The sequence below is a fragment of the Gordonibacter faecis genome, assembly GCF_030077735.1.
Classification (GTDB): domain Bacteria; phylum Actinomycetota; class Coriobacteriia; order Coriobacteriales; family Eggerthellaceae; genus Gordonibacter; species Gordonibacter faecis.
In genome coordinates this window covers 53,813-69,646 of the sequence record NZ_JASJEU010000019.1, presented here as the reverse complement: position 1 = coordinate 69,646, position 15,834 = coordinate 53,813, and the positions used below count along the sequence as shown (strand labels likewise).

The following is a 15,834-nucleotide window of genomic DNA, read 5'->3' as shown; positions in this document are numbered from 1 at the left end:
CTTACCTGTTAGGTTACCCTCGTAGGGATGCTCTCCAGAGCATCCGCTCCGCCGCAGGCGGAGAACCCAATCGGTGTCCCCGTTTTCGCGCTTCGCGCGAACGGATGCATCCCTAAAGGGACTAGGCGCGCGCGCCGTCGCTGATATTATCCCTACGAGGGTTGACGTATTCGCGCATTCTATCGCAGGCTGAGTACATTGCTTGACCTGCGTTCTCCGCCGCGGCGGGTAGCGCGTAAGCGCGTCACATTCTTCGCGCGCATGGCCTCATCATCTTTTGGCGCACAAGACAGCACGCAAGCACGTCGCTCTTTTTTCTTCACCTTCCACCGCTTGACTGTGACCCCACTCCAGGGTTGATAATGACCTCAGAAGTAAAGCCAGCACGAGATAAGGGGAACAGCATGCAGTACCGCGAGCTGGGGCGTACGGGCCTCAAAGTGAGTGAGATTGGGTTTGGCGCCGAGTGGATGGAGAAGAAGTCGCCCGAAGAGGTGCGCGCGGTGGTGGCGCGCTGCGAAGAAGCGGGCATCAACATCCTCGACTGTTGGATGGCGGGACCTGAGGTGCGCAGCAACCTCGGCGCGGCGCTTGCGGACACGCGCGATAAGTGGATTATCCAGGGTCACATTGGCTCTACCTGGCAAAACGGCCAGTACACGCGCACGCGCGACATGGATCAGGTGCGGCCCGCGTTCGAGGATTTGCTCGCGCGCCTGGGCACCGACCATGTGGAGCTGGGCATGATCCACTACGTGGATGACGTGGACGAATACGAAAGCATCATGGCCGGCCCCTTCATCGCCTATGTGCGTGAGCTGCGCGACGCGGGTACTATTGGGCACATCGGGCTTTCCACCCACTCGCCCGAGGTGGCGCGGTGCGCGGCGCTCTCCGGCGAGATTGAGGTCATCATGTTCAGCGTGAACCCCGCGTTTGACCTACTGCCGGCCACTACGAGCCTCGATGAGGCGTTCACGTTCAACTATGCCGATGAGTTGGGCGGCATGGACCCCGCCCGCGCCGAGTTGTATGCGCTCTGCGAGCGCGAGGGCGTGGGGCTTACCGTCATGAAGGGTTACGCAGGCGGGCGGCTGTTCAGCGCCGAGGCATCGCCCTTCGGCGTGGCGCTCACGCCGGTGCAGTGCATCCACTACGCGCTCACGCGCCCGGCCGTGGCCAGCATCATGGCAGGCTTCGACACGCCGTCCCACATCGACGATGCCGTGGCCTACGAAACCGCCGGCGACGCCGCGCGCGACTACGCAAGTGTGCTGGCCACCGCCCCCAAGCACGCCTACTTCGGCCAGTGCACGTATTGCGGCCACTGCGCACCGTGCACGGCCGGCATCGACATTGCCACCGTGAACAAGTTCTACGACCTGGCCACCATACAAGACGAAGTGCCCGCCTCGCTGCGCGCCCACTACGACGCGCTCGATGCCACCGCCGCCGACTGCACCGCCTGCGCTGCCTGCGAACCCCGCTGCCCCTTCGGCGTGCCCATAGCCGAGCGCATGACGCAGGCGGCGGCGCTGTTCGCCAACTGACCCTGCTCGTGTTGAAACTGCAAGGTTTGGGAAAATCCTACTCTTTTGGTGTTTAATGACCTCAAACAACAATGCAACGGTGCGGCAACGCACGTGCCGCGCCGTTGCAGCCAACCGAAAGGACGCAACCATGCAACCCGAACCGAACTTCACCGACGCCGCGCGCGAATTCCGCGGCAAACTGTTCCCCGGTTATGCTTCCCCCTTCATTGAAACCGATCCGGAGTTCATTGAGCGCTTCGACAACTTCGTGTTCGGCGAAGTGGCCAACGCCGACGACGCGGGCGGCAGCGACCTCGACGACCGCACGCGCCTTATGGCCATCCTTGCGGCCATCATCGGCTGCCAGGGCGAGTTGGCCTTCCAGGCCATGGTACCCGCCGCGCTTGAGGTGGGTGTCACACCTGTTGAGTTGAAGGAAATCATCTACCAGTCCATGGCGTATCTGGGCATGGGCCGCGCGCTGCCGTTTCTGCGCATCGCCAACGACGTACTCACGGCTCGCGGCGTGAAGCTGCCCCTTCCCGGCCAGGCAACCACCGAGGCCACCGCGCGTCGCGCCGCCGGCAACGACATTCAAGTGGAGCTGTTCGGCGAGCAGATGCGCGAAAGCTGGGAGCGCGCGCCCGAGGAAATAAGCCACATCGACCGCTGGCTCGCCGCGAACTGCTTCGGCGACTGGTACACGCGCACAGGCCTCGACCTCCAGCAACGCGAAATGATCACGCTCTGTTTCCTGGCCGCGCAAGGTGGCTGCGAACCGCAGCTCAAAGCGCACATAGGCGCAAACCTGCGCATTGGCAACGACCGCGTATTCCTCATCAAAATAGTCTCGCAGCTGGTACCCTACCTGGGCTATCCGCGCTGCCTGAACGCCCTGCGCTGCATTGAAGAAGCAGCCGACTGCTAGTCAATCCCATCGGGGCGTGGGCCCACGACGTTCGTCACGTCGATGACCACGCCCTGCATGAACTGCGTGCCTTCGTACTCAAGGTAGCTACTCTGATCGACCACCCAGCGGTAGCCATCCTTCGCTTTCAGGCGATACTTGATGGCTACCGTCCCATCGATGTTGCGCTTCCACGTTTCCACCTGAGCGGCCACAAGTTCCCTATCATCCGGGTGCACCATGTTGGAGAACTTGTCGTCGAACAGCTCCACCAGATCCTCGCGCGTATAGCCAAACATTCGCAGGAACCGCTCGCTCACGTAGAGGAATTCGAACCCGGGCGTGTCGGCGCAACGGTGATAGCCGCCCGGCATGTCCTCGTTCAGATACGCCAGTTCGCGATTCTTCTTGATGAGCAGGTCGTTGCGCTCGGAGAGCTGCTGGTGGGCCTCCATAACCTCGGAAATGTCGGTGCAGGCACTCACAATGGCGAGGCGCCCGTCCTCAGCTTCCACCACTTTGCCCTTGTCAAGCGTCCAAAACCACGTGCCGTCCTTGCGCGGCATGCGGTAGGTGGTGGTGTACTCAAGCCCCGCGTAATAGGTGGTGCCAATGTCCTGCACGACCGAGGCCATGTCGTCGGGGTGGATGGTGTTGCCCACCAGGCCGCCAATGCCTTCAACAAATTCCTCGTAGGAGTCGTAGCCCAACAACTCCACCATGGCCGCATTCGCGAAGTAGAGCGGAAAGCCCTCTTCGCAGTAGCCGCCAATCATGCCGCCCGGAGACATCTGCGCAAAGATGGCTGCCGCCGTGCGCCGGTTTTCCTCAGCCAAACTCATGAACGCGGCATCGCTCGACGACACACCCACTACTGCGGACAGCGCACGCTGCGAAGACTCCAGCTGGCGGGCGCGTCGCACCTGGTCGGTCACGTCAGAAAGCGACGCATAGAATAGCCGATGCCCGTCGCGCTCGCGCAGGAAGAACACGCGGAACGACTCCACCACCGTGCTGCCGTCCTGCCTGATGCGGCGGACTTCCGCCTCCGCCCCGTCCGGTGCGTTTTTCCAAGCGCGCTCAAACGCATCGAAGAAACTTGCGCGATCAGCCTCATACACCAGGTCAAGCACCGCCTCGCGGCGATCCGCCAGATCGAGCGGACTGATGCCCACGAAGCGGCAGTAGCGCTCATTCGCGCTTACCACCTGCACTTTTCCATCGTGCACTTCGTAGAAAGCAAGTGGGCCCAAAATGTCATCCACCATGGTATCACTCAGCACGCCTTCGGCGAGCATCTTGCGAATTTGCAGTTCGTGGATGGGCGCGGGCACGATATAGCGATAGTCGATATTCGCGGGGTCAGCCAGCAGGCGCTCGAAGTCCTCCGGCGGCATGGGGCGATAGAAGCCGAAGCCCTGTGCGTAGGAGCATCCCGCGCGCACGAGGAAATCGCGCTGCTCTTCGGTTTCCACACCTTCGGCCACAATGCGCAGGTCAACGAGGTGCGCCATGTTGATGACGGACTCAAGGATGCCCCGGGTCTTTTGCGAGGAACCCATTCCTTCGCCCAGCAGCTTCATGTCAAGCTTCAGCACGTCCACGTTAAGGTCCTTGAGCGTGTTGAGCGAAGAGTAACCGCTGCCGAAGTCGTCCATGAGCACGGTGAAGCCCGCAGCGCGTAGCCGATCCACCACGTCAGACACCTTACCCGCGTCCTCCACGTAGGCGCTCTCGGTAATTTCCACCGACAGCAGGGACGGCTCCACGTCGTAGGCACGCGCGAGGCGAGTAAGTTCGTCGGCCACGTCAATCGCGTAGATGTCGCGCCGCGACACGTTCACCGACACGGGCACGGGGCGCAAACCCTTATCCATCCACGCCCGTAGGGTTTCGCACGCCTTCTCCCATACCACCAGGTCAAGCGCCGTAATGAGGCCATTGCGCTCCAACATGGGAATGAAGTGCCCGGGCGGAATGAGGCCCCGCTCGGGGTGGTTCCAGCGTGCGAGCGATTCCACACCTACAATTGCGCCTGACGATATGGCGCACAACGGTTGCACGTGGAAGGTGAATTCATCGTGCGCGAGCGCGCGCTGCACCTCCAGCAGAAGTGCGTGATCCTCTTCCATTTCCTGCATCATGCCGGGCTCGAAGCGGCACGACCGTTCGGCGTAGTTGCCTTTGATGAAGGCAAGCGCCATGAGCGCACGATCATACATAGTGCTCACCGGCACCGTTGCGTCGTCGATGCCATACAGGCCGAACGCCGGCATGAACGCCATGCCCTTATTGAAGGAGCGAATCGCGTCGAACAGACGCTTTTGCACCTCGCTCAGAACGAGCGGGTCGTCGGGCAGAAGAAGGCAGAAGTCATCACTCAGAAGGTAGCCCGCAATTGCGTCAAAGTCACGCTCCACCTGGGCAAGTACGACTGCGACTGCTTTCAGCAAACCATCGCCTTCCGCCATGCCGTGCCATTCGTTGTACAGTTTGAAGTGCTCAATGTCTATGGCCATGAGACAGAACGGCTTGGCAGGGCTTAGCGCCAGCTGCTTTTCTACGGCAGCAAAGAACACCACGCGTGTGCGTAGGCCGGTGAGCTGGTCGAAAGGTTCTTCGTCGAAGTGCGCGGACGACATCTGCCGAAGCGCTTCCTTGTGGGAAGTTGCTGCCTTGCCAAACGGTACGTCCACGCCCGCCCCCTTCTGTCTGCGAAATCGCTCGTAGTTTCTGCGCATGCTCAAAAAGCTGAGCGGTTCCATTGTAAGCTTAGCCCCGGCTCAAACGGCACGTGCGGCGTGGCATTCAACGAATAGTACCAGTACCCGAAAGTTTGAGTCGCTTTGTCGACAATGCTGATACGCGCCCTTGCAACCTGGTATAATAGGGGTTGCTGATCTGCGACGTCTTTGCCGACGCGACGGACCGCGAACCGCATCCTTACCCGTCATCGGAGGTCGCCATGCTATCACCTGGAGATACCATTGTCTATCGTCACCACGTGTGCACCGTCACTGCCGTCCGAGAAAACTATTTCGAAGACCGCGACTATTTCGAACTGAACGCCCTTTTTGAGAACTCGCTCAAGCTGTTTGTGGCTGTTGACGAGGCGAAACCGCCCGCGCTCAGGCCCGTTATGAGCAAGCAGGAAGCGCTCGCGCTTATCGATTCTATCGCGGATGTCGAGGGCATTGATGAGGGAACGCTCACCGGCGCCAACACGCCCACGTTGGTCGAGCGCCGCATGCGGGAGGAATACGACAAACGCCTGAAGACGTTTCAGCCCGAAGATTTGGTGCCCATCATGAAGTCGGTCCGCGAGCGCACCGCGCGGCGCACGCATGCCGGTCGCCAGATCACGGCCACCGACAAGCGCTACTTCGATTTGGCCGAAGGGCTGCTGTTCGACGAACTGTCAGTGGCACTGGATATCCCGCGCGAAGAGGTGAAAGACTTCCTGGTAGAACGCGTCAAGAGGATCGAGACGGCCCAACACCGCTAGGCGCGGGCGGGGTTACGCAGGCGTGGCTGCGAGCGCTGGCGATAACGGGCGCAATGGAGGCGCGATCGGTGCCGTCGAAGCCGCCGCGCATGCCAGAGAGCATCTCGGCGGCGCGCGGGTCGGTGGCCGCATTCTTCTCCTGCATCTTGAAGAACAGCTTCATGGCCAGCTTGTTTGGCGTGCTCAGGCGCTCGTAGGCGAACCCGCCGCGCAGGTAGAAGCGCTCCACGTCGTCGAAGTCCGGCGAGGGAAGTTCGCGCGTGAGGGCTTCGTCTACCATGTCGGTCCATTCTGTCGGCGTGGCGCCCACAGCGAACACGACGAAGCGCGTGTTTGGGTGTGCCGCGCGCTGCCGCACGAGCCACTTCTTCCCCATAAGGCCTCCCGCATGAAACCAGCCACCGAGCACCACCACGTCGAAGCCTTCCGCGTCGAAGCGCGGCTCGTCGTTGAGCGAGACAGCTTCGCAGCCCAGTTCCTCGGCGATCCATTCCGCATACTTCTTGGTGAACCCCGTCTGTGACGAGTAAACCACTACCGTGTTCATGCTTGCTCCTTTTTCCTGATGCCGTGCCCGGGTGCTGTGTGCGCCTGAACGAATCGCTCGGCATGCGCGACGAGACGCGGTTCGGCTTCTTCCCAGGTCAGACCCGCATGCATAAGCATGAACGGGACGCTTTGGAATTCTAGCGCCAGTTGTGCCGCGTCGTCGCGCGCGAATTCGCCTGTGACCATGAGGTGCTCGAAGATGGTGCGCTGCAGCGCCATGGGCTGGTCAATGAAGAGAAGGCGGTAGACGCGCCCTGCCTCTTCGCTTTCAAACTGACTAATGACCAGCAGGCGGCGCAGGCGCACCATATACGAGTCTTCGAAGAAGTAGCGCAGCGAAGGCAGCACCAACTCGCGCAGGCGCTCGGGGGTCATGTTCTCGTAGGGCGTGGTGTCGTCAGTCACATTAAACAAGATGCGGCGCTCGCCAAAGACGTGGCGCGTCCGCTCAAACGCCTCGCTCACGATAGCGTCAAATATGGCCTTCTTGCTGGGAAAATGGTTGTAAAGCGAGGCATCCTTAATACCCACCGCTTCCGCAATGTCACGCACCGACACCGCATGAAACCCCCGCTCCGAAAACAGCGCAAACGCCTCCGAAACAATGCGCTCCCGCGTATCCTTCGCCTTCATGTGTTTCTCCTTAACTAGTAACTGCTAGCTACTATACTAGCATTCACTAGTTAAAGCAATCAAAAAGTTGCGCTCCAAAACATCAAGAAAATGTTTCACGTGAAACCGTGCAGGTGTTTCACGTGAAACATTCGTTCGGAGAAAAGAACAACATTGAATCACTCATTATTCGAGCGTTCATTTATTCGTGCGTTCATTCATTCTTGCGTTCATTTTTTGAGCGCTCTTTTATGTATTGCGAAATAACTTTTTCGTTTGCGAAAAATTTGGGAACGAAAAAATGAGCGCAAGAAAGTGTGGGCAAAAAATTGGGCGCGGAAAATAGGGAGGGGCAAAAAATTGGGGCGAAAAATTGATTGAGGTTGGTGGGGGTGCGTTGTTTTGCGCTCATTATTTGATGGCTTCTTCGAGCATTTCTTGGAGGACTTCTACGTGGCTGCGGCGTTGGCGGGTGGCGGTGCCCAGGAGGCAGACGCTTTGGTACTTCCCATAGCGATCGAAGAATTGCGGGATAGCCTCGCGTTCGCGCATGTCTTCGCGGTAGGCGGCGGCGAAATTGTCCCAGTCGATGTTGCCGTGCAGGTAGCGCTCAAGTTTGGTGGGAGCGGGAGCGAACAGCTTATCGTGCACGTAATCGGCATGCAAAAGCCGCGGCACGAAGTACGCGAGGTCGTTTTTCTTCGTGAAGCCCGCCAGCTGGTTCGTGTTCTTTAGACGCGTGTCCAGCAGAAGATCGACATCCCAAGACTCAAGGGCGCCGAAGAATTGGTCGGCGGAAGTTTCATACGCGCTGATGGTGGTTATTCGCATGGCGGAAGGCTCCTTCGTAGCGGGCGGCGGACTCGCCCGTACGCTCATCACGTGAAGCCTCAGGCGAGAACCGCAGGTCGCGGCTTTTCGCCTAGCTTATCTTTCGCGCACCCCTCGCAGAAGCCACACGCTTCTCCTGTGGCGAAATCGCAGACCTCCCGTCACAGAACCGCTACGGCCCCCCGATCGCATGCCTTTACGCCGACACCTCAACACGCGCAGTGAGCGGCGAACCAAGGCGCGCCAACTCGCCCGCCACCGTCTCCACCAGCAGCGGCAAGGCGTCCGCCACCTTCGGCGTGAGACCCACCGTCACCACCGCGGGCGACGGGTTCTCCACCTGCATGCCCAGACACAGGCCCTCGGCCTTATAGCCCAACAGCAGCGCGGCATCGAACAGATCGACCAGCTTCAAGTCGTGCAGCGATGCCGTGGCGCCGGAGTGGCGCGCCATCGCGTCGGGCTGGAAACGGAACACCGTGCCCGGCTCCGCATCCGTGCCATCCACGGCGTCCACGGTAAGTATCATGTCGAAGTCGTCGACGTACGGCAGCAAATCCATGCTGAGGCAGCCCACGTCGAACAACTCCACGTTCTCAGGCACCTCGTAGCGCGCGAGCAACTCCTCGTAGACCGCAGGACCTACGCCATCATCGAGCATGAGCTTGTTGCCCACGCAGAACACCGCAATGCGGCGCAGCGCGCTCTCCTGGCACTCTTCCGTTGCGGGGGTTTCTTCGCTCACGGGCACCTCTTCAACGCGTCCCGACGCTTCAGCCTTCTGCTCCCCCATGACTACGCCCCCACCGTCGGGCGAATGACCAGGTTGTAGTAGGTAGCACCCGCAATCATCGCAAGCCCTGCCACCACGCTCACCACCGTCCAGATGCGCTCACGACGCAGATAGGCCTCCTTGCCCACCCCGCGCGAGGCCGCACGATGGGCAGCAATAGGTTGTCCCACCAGCGAAAACGCCACCGTGCCCGCCGTCAGCGTGAGGAACACCACGGCCGCCACTATAAGCGCAAGTGGCGTGCGCTCCGTCCAGGCTGCGTAGAACGTGTTATCCGCGAACAGCCAGATGGGATAGAACAGAAGCGCCGCCCACATGCCGTGCGCCGGTCCCCAGATGGGCGGCAAAAACAGTGCGCCAATGTTCACGCGCGGGATACCTTTTAAGAATTCTTCTTCGCGAGCAATCTGCTCGTCGGTCAACTCTGCCACAACGTGCTCCTTCGTCCTCGTGATCGACGCCATTATACCGAAGCACGCCGCACGCAGCCGCCTACCCCGCCCGAACGGCATTCCGTGACGGTTCAGCGCCGGTGCGGCAACAGGGGCAACAGCCGTGTTATCATATGGTATCAAAACAATAGCATTACAGAATCGAGGCACTTCATGAACGTTCTTGCCATTGCCGGATCGCTGCGCGCAAACAGTTACAACCGCCAACTTGCCGAAGCCGCGGGAGACATGCTGCGCGCGAGCCATCCTGAGGTGAACTACCACGTGCTTGACTGGAGTGACGTTCCTTTCATGAATCAGGATGACGAATATCCCGCGCCTACCGCCGTTGCGCGCGTGCGTGCTGAAGTGAAGGCCGCCGACGGCCTGTGGCTGTTCAGCCCCGAGTACAACCACGCCATCCCCGGGCCATTGAAGAACCTCATCGACTGGCTATCGCGCCCGGTGAGCGAAACGGAGGGCCAGGTACTCGCTGGCAAACCCGTGGCACTCGCCGGCGCAAGCATCGGTATGAGCGGTGCCGCCCACGCCCAGGATCAACTGGTCACGGTACTCAGCTTCCTGGATGCCAACATCATGAACAAGCCGCGCCTGACCATCCCCCACATCGCCACCCAAGCCGAAGACGGCATGTTAAAGTTGGGGGCGTCCCAACCGTACCTGGAAGCTCAAGCTGAAGCGTTTGTTGCGTTCATCCAGCGAGCGCAAGCATAGAAGATGGTTGGGTTCTCCGCCTTCGGCGGAGCGGATGCTCTGGAGAGCATCCCTACGAAGGTTACCTAACAGGTAATGTTTACTTATGAGGGAATGCCCCCCGTCATGATGACGGGAAAAGCGAATGCCTTTTGGCGTACTAGCTAGCGCGTTAGCGCGTCACACTTTTGAGGAGCGCCCGCCCGCACGACAACAGGGCACTTAGAGGTTAAAACATACCCCACAGGTCCACCAAAGACAGCGAGAAGGGCCCCAGTGCTCCGGATCGCCGTGAAGGTTCGGCGTGGCGTACTTCGTACGCGAGCCGAGCCTGGAGCGGCGAGGCGGAGTGCTGGGGCCCTTCGCAGCGTCGAGCAGTTGCGCCGGCCGGTAGGCCGGCGCAACCAGATTAGTGCTTGAGTTCGTCTTCTCCAACGATGACGTGCTTCTTGGGGTCGTATACCAGGCCGCCGTGCTCTTTCCAGAAGAACATCAACAGCGTGGGCGAAATACCTTCAATGTTCGCCAAGTAAATGTGGATGAACATGAAGCAGATGAAGACGTACATCATGAAGTAGTGAATGATGCGCATCGACATGAGGCCACCCACCAGATCGGTGCCCGCCGCGAAGAACCCAAGGTTCATCGTGGGGTTCCACAGGCACAGGCCCGTGTAGAACATCAGGATGATCAGGATAGGAATAGCCAGGTAGCTGATCTTCTGCGGCACGCCCAGCTTGGCTCCCAGCGGGTGATCCTTCTTCAGGAACAGGTAGTACTTGATCCACGCACCCAGCTGGTGGCGGTTATCGGCCTGCGGCAGCCAGGTCTTGTAGTCCGTAACCTGGTAGCGCGTGCCGCCCGCCGGCGAGGACTTCACGAAGAAGGCCATGATAACGCGGACAATGCAGTTGATGAACAGCACGAAGCCGCAGAACACGTGCACGCCGCGGGCAATGCCCATAAACAGCGGCCAGAACGGGAAGTGGATGCTGAAACCCGTGATGATAAGTAGAATCATCGCCACGAGGTTGATCCAGTGCGTGATAACGAAGGGCAGCGGATGCGCTTCGCGGTAGTGTGCCAAGTGCGCCATGTTACTTCACCCCCCAAGGGCTCGTGACGGTCTCGAAGCTCTTGCCCGTCGCCGGCTCGGTGATGTGGACGGCGCACGCGGTGCAGGGGTCGAAGCTGTGGACCGTGCGCAGCGCGTTGATGGGCTTCTCGATGTCGCCCACCGGGTTGCCGATCAGGGCCTGCTCCATGGGGCCGTGCTCGCCGTTGGCGTTCAGCGGTGCCAGGTTCCAGGTGGTCGGGATGATAATCTGGTAGCCCGTGATCTTGCCGTCCTTGACTTCCTCGGAGTGGTAGAGCGCGCCACGCGGCGCCTCCCAGAAGCCGGTGCCGGAGCCCGTGATGGTCTGAGGCTCGCGGAAGTACTCGCTGTCGCCGCTCTTGATGGCTTCAACCAGTTCAGCCACCCAATCCTTCATGAGGCCAGCGATATAGAGCGTTTCAATCTGGCGAACGGCGGTACGGCCGAGCGTCGACTGCGCGACACCAATCTGGCCGGGAGCGCCGAGGGCCTCCAGCAGGCCATTGACCTGCTCCACGATGAACGGCACGTTGCGCTTGTACGCGGCCAGGACGCGGGACAGTCCACCGGCCTCGTAGGGCTTGCCGTCGTACGCGGGGCACTTGACCCACGTGTAGCGGTCGTTCACGTCGTAGGTGGTGTACTCCGGCTTGGTGACGAAGTACGGGGACTTGTACGTTTCCTCGCCCTCGTACCAGGAGTGACCCATGTACTCGGTGATGAGGTCTTCCTGCACGTCGGACAGGTTCAGCTTGTCGTCGATAACGCCCATGGGCAGGTAGCGATCCTTCAGCTCCATGCTCTCGTTTTCGAAGACGCCCCAGGCCACGTAGCGGCCGCAGCCCTTGCCCCAGTTCAGCGCGTCGATGTAGTACGGCGCGATAGCCAGGGTGTCGGGGATCATGGTAGCCTCAACCCAGTCGTAGATCTCGTCGATGAGACCCTTGAGGTCGTCGAGCTTCTGCTCGGTGGGTACAAATGCCGTGCCACCAGGGATAAGCGTCATCACGTGCGGCATCTTGCCACCCAGGATGGCGGAAATCTGCGAAGCCTTCGCCTGCATCTGGAGGGCCTCAAGATAGTGAGCCGTGCAGATGAGGTCGAGCTCGGGGGGCAGCTGGTAAGCCGTACCCTCTTCGGCGTCAAACCAGTTGCCCGAGAAGATGGACAGCTGGCCGTTGTCGGCGAAGTTCGCCAGACGCTCTTTCAGCGCCACAAAATCGCTGTTCGAAGACGTGCCAGCGGCTTGCGCCAAGTCATAGGCGTCGGCCGGGTCGGCCTTGAGCGCGTTCAGCGGGTTCACGTAATCGAGGGCAGCCAGGTTGTAGAACCACAGGATGTGGCTGTGCAGGAACTGCGCGCCCTCAAGCATGTTGCGGATGATACGCGCGTTGTTCGAAATCTTAATGCCGTAGGCCTTCTCAGCCGCGATAGCGGAAGAGTGCGCGTGGGAGACGGGGCACACACCGCAGATGCGCTGCACGATTTGCGCTGCGTCTTCGGGCGTGCGATTCTCCACGACCATTTCCATGCCGCGGAAGCAGCCGCCGGACACCCAGGCGTCGGACACCTTACCGTTGGTGACCTCCATCTCCACACGGAGATGGCCCTCGATGCGGGTGATCGGATCGATGATTGAACGGGTCATGTAGGCTTACCTCCCTTCTTCTTCGTCGTCGTTCTTCTCGTCGGTCGCGTTGTACTGACCGATGGACTTGTCGGGGTGCTTCGCGTCCCAGCTGCGCACCTTCTCGAAGTCGGCGCCGCCGTCCATACGGCCGGTCACCTTCATGCCGAAGCCGTGCACCACAAGAGCGGCAGCCAGAAGGCCCGTGATACCGAGCGCGATGGTGCCAGGCTGTACCATCCAGTCGCCGATGCGCAGGTCGCGATGGCGCTTGTAGAATGGCGTGTTGACCCCAACCCAGTTTTGACCAGGATCGTTCGGATTGGCCTCGCAGCAGCCGATGCAGGGAGCGCCGGACTGCACGCACCAGCTGCGGCGGTTGTTCCACATAACTACACCGCAGTTGGACTTCGTCTGAGGACCGCGGCACCCGAGCGGGTACAGGCAGTAGCCCAGAGCCTCTTCCTCGGAGCCGAACTGGTACACGAACTCGCCATTCTCGAAGTGACCGCGACGCTCGCAGTTGTCGTGAATGGTCTGGCTGAAGATGCCGACGGGCTTGCCCTCGCCATCCATTACCGGGAAGCGCTCCATCATGACGACGTCAACCAGCACCGACACGAGCCACTCGGGGTTCGCGGGGCAGCCGGGAATGTTCACCACGGGGGTTTTAATGCCGGCCTTCTTGAGGTAGGCCTGCACGCCAAGCGCGCCGGAAGAGTTCGGGTTCGCACCCATCCAACCACCGTTGACTGCGCAGGAGCCCAGCGCGACAACCGCGTTGGCGTTTTCGGCAGCCTCGATCAGATGCTCCGTGCCCGGCTTGTCGGCGACGCGCAGCGCCTGGCCGCCCCAGCCTTCCAGCACAGCACCCTCATAGATGAGGATGTAGTTGCCAGCCTCGATCGTCTGCTCCTTGGCTTCCTCCATCGACCAGCCTGCAGCGGCAGACAGCGTCTCGGAGTAGTTGAGCGAGATCATATCCAGCACGATCGATGCCGCATCCGGGGTCTCGACCTGCGCGAACGACTCAGTACATCCCGTGCACGACGCGCCCTCGATCCAAATGACCGGGTACAGCTTCCCCTTTGTAGCGCCGATCACGGACTTTTCGAGGGCCTGCGCTACCTGCGGCGCGGCGAGCTGGGATAACCCAGCGGCCGCGGCGACGGCGCCGCAGAGTTTCATAAAGCTGCGGCGCGATACGCCGCGCGCGGAAAGCATTTGCTGAAACTCTGAAACCGTGGCCTCTGTTTCCATGTGCACACCTCCTCAGGTGTTCTCGTCTGACACATTTACTGGCTGTATTTTCTCCGAGAACGCACATAATTGGTGCCTCGGCAGCGCGAGCGCAACGATTGGGCCGCAAATGGTCTAAAAATGTTACGGACATCCCCCGGCGTAACATTGTTTATGCAGGTTAGGTCATCGTTTATGCAGTTCCTTGCATACATTGGGCCATCCCCCGGAACCTTTGTGCGTTGCAATACCGTTCATCGAAAAACAGGAGAATTGTAGTATTTCCGCGCACGGCAGATGCGCTTCGGCGGACGGGCGCGCCGGGTTCGCTATCATAGATGGGAAACGCACCGACCCCAGCACAACGATGAACCGAAGGATTGCCATGACCACCACCACTCCCCTGTTCGCCTACCTCGGCCCGGCCGGCACCTACTCCGACGAGGCCACGCGCGCCTTCGCTGCGCGCCTGGGCATTGACGAGCCCGCACTGGTGGAGTGCTCGTCGTTTGACGAGGTGTTCGACAACGTCGACCGCGGCAAGTGCGAATTCGGCGTGGTGGCTACCGAAAACTCGCTGGAGGGGCCGGTTACGGCCACGCTTGACAACTTCGCGTTCAAGAGTTCGGCTTCTATTTTAGGCGAAGAGGTGCTTGACATTCACCACTGCCTGCTGCTGGCACCGGGCGCGAGCATCCACGACGTCACCACCGTGGCCTCGCACGCGCAGGGCCTCGCGCAGTGCCGCCGCTTTTTGGCCGAGAAGCTGCCGGGTCGCGCCACTATTACGACGTCGTCCACGGCCGAAAGCGCGCGCCTTGCGGTGAGCGACCCCCATGTTGCGGGCATCGCGAACGGGTTCGCCGCGAAGCTCTACGGCGCTGAGGTGTACGAGCGCGACATCGAGGATCACTTCGGTAACCAAACGTCGTTTGCCCTCATCGGACGCCAGGGCCACCCGCCGGTGCTCAGGGGTACGCGTATGAAAACCTCGCTGGCGCTGTTTCTACAGGCCGACAAGGCGGGCGCGCTGCTGATGATTCTGTCCGAGTTCGCCTACGCCGGCATCAACCTGACGAAGATCCAGTCCCGCCCCACCAAGCAGGCGCTCGGCGAGTACATGTTCTTCATCGACTTGGAGGGCAGCGTGAACGACCTGCCCGTGCAAACCGCCCTGAACTGCCTGCGCCTGAAGCTGCGCGAGGTGAAGGTGCTGGGGAGCTACCCGATAGCGTAGCGGGTGGCGCGCCGCGGGGCGCGTGCGGGCGCGGACGCGGGGCGTGTGCGTGCGGGCGCGTTACAGCACCAGGATGCCCAGGTGCTCAAGCAGAATTTTCGTACCAATAAGAATGAGGACGATGCCACCCACGATGGCGGCCGTCTTTTCGTAGCGCGCGCCGAAGCGGTGGCCCACCGCCACGCCCACGAGCGACAGTGCAAAAGTTGTCACCCCAATAAGCCCCGCCGACATCACGATATCCACGCGCAAAAACGCGAACGTGATGCCCACCGCCAGCGCATCAATGCTTGTCGCCACCGCCAGCAGAGCTAATTCGCGCAGGTCAAGCTTCCCGTCCGCGGGACATGCAAGCTCTTCCTCTTCGTCATGGAACGCATCCCACAGCATCTTGCCACCAATGAGCGCTAGCAGCACAAAGGCAATCCAGTGATCAACCGGCGTAATATAGCGTTCGAACTGCGTCCCCAGCGCCCAGCCAATCACCGGCATGAGCCCCTGAAAGCCGCCAAAGAAGAGCGCAATCACCACGGCCTGGCGCGCGTCCAGGCGTTTCATGCACAGCCCCTTACACACCGCCACCGCAAAGGCGTCCATAGAAAGCCCCACCGCAATCAGGAACAACTCAAACAGCCCCACGATGCTCCTCCCATCAGGCCTCTCATAAAAATACCGACGCGAACGTCGGCAGAAAAGAACGGTGCGACGCTGCATCGCACCGCAGGTCTTGTCGTTTCAGGACGCACCAGCCTTGAAGGCAG

15 protein-coding genes are annotated in these 15,834 nt (G+C 60.7%); 5 read left to right on the top strand and 10 right to left on the bottom strand.

Features of this window, described 5'->3' with window-relative positions:
* Positions 1–404 precede the first annotated feature (404 nt).
* The gene (locus QNJ86_RS09680) at positions 405–1,550 is read left to right on the top strand and encodes an aldo/keto reductase (protein WP_283832412.1); all 1,146 of its coding nucleotides are present in this window, start codon (positions 405–407) and stop codon (positions 1,548–1,550) included.
* Between the two features lie 130 nt (positions 1,551–1,680).
* Positions 1,681–2,460, top strand: coding sequence for a carboxymuconolactone decarboxylase family protein (locus QNJ86_RS09675; protein ID WP_283832411.1), 780 nt, complete (start codon positions 1,681–1,683; stop codon positions 2,458–2,460).
* Here the strand turns inward: QNJ86_RS09675 and QNJ86_RS09670 are convergent.
* Complete coding sequence (locus tag QNJ86_RS09670) at positions 2,457–5,135, bottom strand: EAL domain-containing protein (protein WP_283832410.1); 2,679 nt, start codon at positions 5,133–5,135, stop codon at positions 2,457–2,459. The genes QNJ86_RS09675 and QNJ86_RS09670 overlap by 4 nt on opposite strands.
* Before the next feature lie 269 nt (positions 5,136–5,404).
* Between QNJ86_RS09670 and QNJ86_RS09665 the strand changes: the two genes are divergently transcribed.
* Positions 5,405–5,944, top strand: a complete 540-nt coding sequence (locus tag QNJ86_RS09665; protein WP_283832409.1) for a CarD family transcriptional regulator — start codon at positions 5,405–5,407, stop codon at positions 5,942–5,944.
* Here QNJ86_RS09665 and QNJ86_RS09660 read toward each other — a convergent pair.
* The 5 genes from QNJ86_RS09660 to QNJ86_RS09640 form a co-directional block, all read right to left on the bottom strand.
* Positions 5,913–6,491, bottom strand: a complete 579-nt coding sequence (locus tag QNJ86_RS09660; RefSeq protein WP_283832408.1) for a flavodoxin domain-containing protein — start codon at positions 6,489–6,491, stop codon at positions 5,913–5,915. The two genes, QNJ86_RS09665 and QNJ86_RS09660, sit on opposite strands and share 32 nt — an antisense overlap.
* Positions 6,488–7,126 carry a TetR/AcrR family transcriptional regulator gene (locus tag QNJ86_RS09655; protein WP_283832407.1) on the bottom strand — a complete coding sequence of 213 codons (639 nt, stop codon included), beginning with the start codon at positions 7,124–7,126 and terminating at the stop codon, positions 6,488–6,490. Before QNJ86_RS09655 ends, QNJ86_RS09660 begins: the two co-directional genes overlap by 4 nt.
* A gap of 390 nt (positions 7,127–7,516) precedes the next feature.
* Positions 7,517–7,936 carry a DUF488 domain-containing protein gene (locus tag QNJ86_RS09650; RefSeq protein WP_283832406.1) on the bottom strand — a complete coding sequence of 140 codons (420 nt, stop codon included), beginning with the start codon at positions 7,934–7,936 and terminating at the stop codon, positions 7,517–7,519.
* A gap of 196 nt (positions 7,937–8,132) precedes the next feature.
* The gene (locus QNJ86_RS09645) at positions 8,133–8,729 is read right to left on the bottom strand and encodes a hydrogenase maturation protease (RefSeq protein WP_283832405.1); all 597 of its coding nucleotides are present in this window, start codon (positions 8,727–8,729) and stop codon (positions 8,133–8,135) included.
* A 2-nt stretch (positions 8,730–8,731) separates the two neighbouring features.
* The gene (locus tag QNJ86_RS09640) at positions 8,732–9,160 is read right to left on the bottom strand and encodes a viscotoxin-A3 (RefSeq protein WP_283832404.1); all 429 of its coding nucleotides are present in this window, start codon (positions 9,158–9,160) and stop codon (positions 8,732–8,734) included.
* 174 nt (positions 9,161–9,334) lie between these two features.
* Here QNJ86_RS09640 and QNJ86_RS09635 point away from each other — a divergent pair, with 174 nt between their 5' ends.
* Entirely contained in the window at positions 9,335–9,895 is a 561-nt protein-coding gene (locus QNJ86_RS09635) for an NADPH-dependent FMN reductase (protein ID WP_283832403.1), read from the top strand.
* Between the two features lie 388 nt (positions 9,896–10,283).
* On the opposite strand, the gene QNJ86_RS09630 is transcribed toward QNJ86_RS09635, so the two are convergent.
* Genes QNJ86_RS09630 through QNJ86_RS09620 form a run of 3 tightly spaced genes read right to left on the bottom strand, consistent with a single transcriptional unit; the run spans position 10,284 to position 13,857 of the window.
* Positions 10,284–10,970, bottom strand: a complete 687-nt coding sequence (locus tag QNJ86_RS09630) for a cytochrome b/b6 domain-containing protein (RefSeq protein ID WP_283832402.1) — start codon at positions 10,968–10,970, stop codon at positions 10,284–10,286.
* Position 10,971: 1 nt separating this feature from the next.
* The gene (locus QNJ86_RS09625) at positions 10,972–12,618 is read right to left on the bottom strand and encodes a nickel-dependent hydrogenase large subunit (protein WP_283832401.1); all 1,647 of its coding nucleotides are present in this window, start codon (positions 12,616–12,618) and stop codon (positions 10,972–10,974) included.
* Positions 12,619–12,624: 6 nt separating this feature from the next.
* The gene (locus QNJ86_RS09620; RefSeq protein ID WP_283832400.1) at positions 12,625–13,857 is read right to left on the bottom strand and encodes a hydrogenase small subunit; all 1,233 of its coding nucleotides are present in this window, start codon (positions 13,855–13,857) and stop codon (positions 12,625–12,627) included.
* A 364-nt stretch (positions 13,858–14,221) separates the two neighbouring features.
* On the opposite strand from QNJ86_RS09620, the gene pheA reads away from it, so the two are divergent.
* Complete coding sequence (gene pheA / locus QNJ86_RS09615) at positions 14,222–15,073, top strand: prephenate dehydratase (protein WP_283832399.1); 852 nt, start codon at positions 14,222–14,224, stop codon at positions 15,071–15,073.
* 60 nt (positions 15,074–15,133) lie between these two features.
* Here the strand turns inward: pheA and QNJ86_RS09610 are convergent, their stop codons facing one another.
* Positions 15,134–15,712 carry a manganese efflux pump MntP gene (locus tag QNJ86_RS09610; RefSeq protein ID WP_283832397.1) on the bottom strand — a complete coding sequence of 193 codons (579 nt, stop codon included), beginning with the start codon at positions 15,710–15,712 and terminating at the stop codon, positions 15,134–15,136.
* Positions 15,713–15,834 lie beyond the last annotated feature (122 nt).